Consider the following 3,310-nt stretch of genomic DNA (forward strand, 5'->3'; position numbering starts at 1 on the left):
TTGTATGATTGGCGAAGGGGTACAAATTGGTGATCGCAGTGTGCTTGATGCGCACGTGGTCATTGAGGCGAACAGCAGTATTGGTACCGATTGTGTGCTCAAATCACAAGTGGTCATCGCGCATGATTGTGTGCTTGGTAATCGTGTAAGATTGCATGCTGGCGTTAGCATAGGGTCAGAAGGCTTTGGCTTTGCGCCTACGAGTAATCCTAGTGTTACCGGCTGGGAGCGTATTGCTCAATTAGGACGCGTGGTAATTGGCGATGATGTACGTATAGGCAGCCAAACCTGTATCGATCGCGGTGCAATTGACGATACGGTGATTGGCAATCATGTTATTATTGACAATCTTGTACAAGTTGCTCATAACGTCCGTATCGGTGATGGTACTGCCATCGCAGCGCAAACTGGCATTGCCGGTAGTACCACCATTGGCAAGCGCTGCATTATCGGCGGCGCTGTTGGCATTACTGGCCATATTGAGATTGCTGATGACGTCACTTTATCTGGCATGACCATGGTGACCAAATCCATTAACAAGGCTGGTTCATACTCCTCTGGTACAGCGGCCATGCCAACCGCTAATTGGCGCCGTGCGGCGGTACGCTTTCGCCAGCTTGGTCGCGATTAGTCTAGCGCGGTTAATAGATAACTTAACAACATATCAAACTTATTTATAAAATTTAAAAACACAGCAATGCTTGAACACAAAGCAATGCTCAGTATATAGCAAGGAAGCGCCATTATGAGTACGACTGTTATTGATAGCCCAAGTGATGAAGACATCAAAAGCTTAGCAGAACAAGGCTTAACACTGCCATTAACCTATCATACATTGAAGCATTATCTGCCGCATCGTTATCCATTTTTGCTGGTAGATAAAGTCATATCGTGCAGCCCTGGCGAATGCATTACAGCGATCAAAAACGTGACTATTAATGAAGAGTTTTTTAATGGCCACTTTCCCGATCAGCCCATCATGCCGGGTGTATTGATGGTGGAGTCGATGGCGCAAGTATCGGGCGTCCTTGGGTTTATTAGCGCCGGATTGACGGCAGAGGACGGTTATTTGTATTTATTTGCAGGGGTGGATAAAGTGCGCTTTAAACGCCGTGTTATCCCTGGTGATCAGCTGATTATCCGTGCAAAAACCGTGATGCAAAAGCAGGGTATTTATAAGTTTGATTGTACCGTCCATGTCGAAGATGAGCTTGCTGCTAGTGCCCAAATTATGATTGCCCGTCAAGGACAATAAAATACGATGAACACTAACGTATAATAATTCTATAAGATTGGCTAAATCTTCCGCCTTTAGATAATTGTTAGTAGGAATCTAGAAATTTATCTCGGTATTTTACCTAGATTGCCACTTTTAAAAATCGTTATGCTTTTGGGCGTCGTTGTCTTTTTAACCAGTTTTAACCAAAACCAGTATCAGGTTGATTATTTACGCTAAGCTTGCTTTACTTGTTTTACCATTTATTCGCATCAGATGATACAAAGGTCCATATTATGAGTCAGATTCATCCAACAGCACTCATCTCACCGTCCGCTAACATTGATGAGACTGCCATCATTGGTCCTTATTGTATTGTCGGTGATGAAGTTTCTATTGGTGCCCATACGGTTTTGCATCGGCACGTGGTCGTAGCAAGACTGACGCGTATCGGGCAATACAACCAGTTTTATCAGTTCGCCAGTATTGGCGAAGACCCGCAGGATTTGAAATACGCGGGTGAGCGTACGTGGCTTGAAATTGGCGATCATAATACCATTCGCGAGGCGTGTAGCTTGCACCGTGGCACTGAGCAAGACGGCGGCTTGACGAAGATTGGCAGTCACAATCTTTTGATGGTCAATACCCATGTGGCCCATGATTGCTTAATCGGCGACCATAATGTATTGGCTAATAATGTCGGGGTGGCAGGGCATGTGACTATTGGTAACCATACGATTATTGGCGGCAACTCAGGTATTCATCAGTTCTGTACTATTGATGATTACAGTTTGGTTGGCGGAGCTAGCCTAATTTTAAAAGACGTCGCTGCTTTTACCATGGTTTCAGGTAATCCTGCCAAAGCCCACGGCCTAAATGTCGAAGGTATGCGCCGTAAAGACTGGTCTAAAGAAACGATTGATGTATTGCGCCAAGCGTATCGTGTTATCTACCGATCAGGTCTAACAACGGCTCAAGCGCTTGAGATTTTAAAAACAGGGCTATTACCAACAGAGCCAATACTTTGACAAATTATCTCGATAAATATAAAAAGCCATAACTAATAGTTATGGCTTTTTATATTTATCGCTACTTGACTTTTTTGGTCGCTTAGCAGAAACTGAGCGTTTACGATATTGTAAACAATTCTTTCATAATGTTGCTAAGCGCGTCACATTGACAAGCTGGTTAAATGAGTCTCTATCATCAAGAGCCATTTATGATAATCAAGGAAGATTATAAGCGACAGTAATTGAAGCACGAGGAAGGCAAAATGGCTATTCATAAAAAAGAACATGCTCAGTGGAGCTCAAGTTTTGGCTTCGTACTAGCAGCAGTAGGATCGGCAGTTGGTTTAGGGAATATTTGGAAGTTCCCTTATATGGTTGGGGAGAGTGGCGGTTCCGCTTTTGTTATCGCTTATTTATTTTGTCTTGCTCTGATTGGTTTTCCAATTTTGGTTGCAGAATGGCTGATTGGTCGCCGTGGGCAAAAAAACCCTATTAATACTTTTTCTGATGTCGCTGCCAGTGAAGGCAAGTCTCGCAGCTGGGGTATTGTCGGTGCGACTGGTATTTTAGGTGGTTTCTTAATTCTATCGTTTTATAGTGTCATCGGTGGTTGGGCGCTTAACTACATCACCAAAGTTGGCTCAGGCAGCTTTGCGGGTCAAAACAGCGACTCTGTGGCGGCTACCTTCGATGCGATGTTAGCGTCAGCTGGCACCTTGACGATTTGGCATACTGGGTTCATGGCAATCACCGCTTTAATCGTTGGTGTTGGTGTCACGAAAGGTATTGAAAACACTGCCAAAGTGCTTATGCCTTTACTTGGTGTGATTTTATTCGTAATTGTTGGTTACAACGTCATGAATGGCGGTTTTGGCGAAGCGGTGAACTACCTGTTTGCGCCAGACCTTAGTAAGTTAAATGGCGATGTGATGCTAGCGGCGCTTGGTCATGCTTTCTTTACCTTATCTATCGGTATGGGCATCATGGTGGCTTATGGCTCTTATTTAGGTCGTGATGTCAATCTATTAAGCACGGCGCGTACCGTTGTTATTCTAGACACTGTCATTGCTTTAGCGGCTGGGTT

At 44.3% G+C, this 3,310-nt stretch carries 4 protein-coding genes; all 4 read left to right on the plus strand.

Annotated features, from left to right (window positions below; translation table 11 throughout):
* A partial coding sequence (gene lpxD / locus V7D75_RS12855) for a UDP-3-O-(3-hydroxymyristoyl)glucosamine N-acyltransferase (RefSeq protein ID WP_333614870.1) occupies nucleotides 1-631 on the plus strand: 631 nt, incomplete at its 5' end.
* Nucleotides 632-745: 114 nt separating this feature from the next.
* Entirely contained in the window at nucleotides 746-1,255 is a 510-nt protein-coding gene (gene fabZ / locus V7D75_RS12860; RefSeq protein WP_193032362.1) for a 3-hydroxyacyl-ACP dehydratase FabZ, read from the plus strand.
* A 257-nt stretch (nucleotides 1,256-1,512) separates the two neighbouring features.
* Nucleotides 1,513-2,244, plus strand: coding sequence for an acyl-ACP--UDP-N-acetylglucosamine O-acyltransferase (gene lpxA / locus V7D75_RS12865; RefSeq protein ID WP_333614871.1), 732 nt, complete (start codon nucleotides 1,513-1,515; stop codon nucleotides 2,242-2,244).
* A 245-nt stretch (nucleotides 2,245-2,489) separates the two neighbouring features.
* On the plus strand, nucleotides 2,490-3,310 hold an 821-nt coding region (locus V7D75_RS12870), incomplete at its 3' end, for a sodium-dependent transporter (RefSeq protein ID WP_333614872.1).

The organism is Psychrobacter sp. (genome assembly GCF_036731945.1).
Lineage (GTDB): Bacteria > Pseudomonadota > Gammaproteobacteria > Pseudomonadales > Moraxellaceae > Psychrobacter.

Excerpts from the sequence above, each read along its gene's own strand:
- lpxA (WP_333614871.1), top strand. The coding sequence starts at position 1,513 with ATGAGTCAGATTCATCCAACAGCACTCATCTCACCGTCCGCTAACATT.
- fabZ (WP_193032362.1), top strand. The coding sequence starts at position 746 with ATGAGTACGACTGTTATTGATAGCCCAAGTGATGAAGACATCAAAAGC.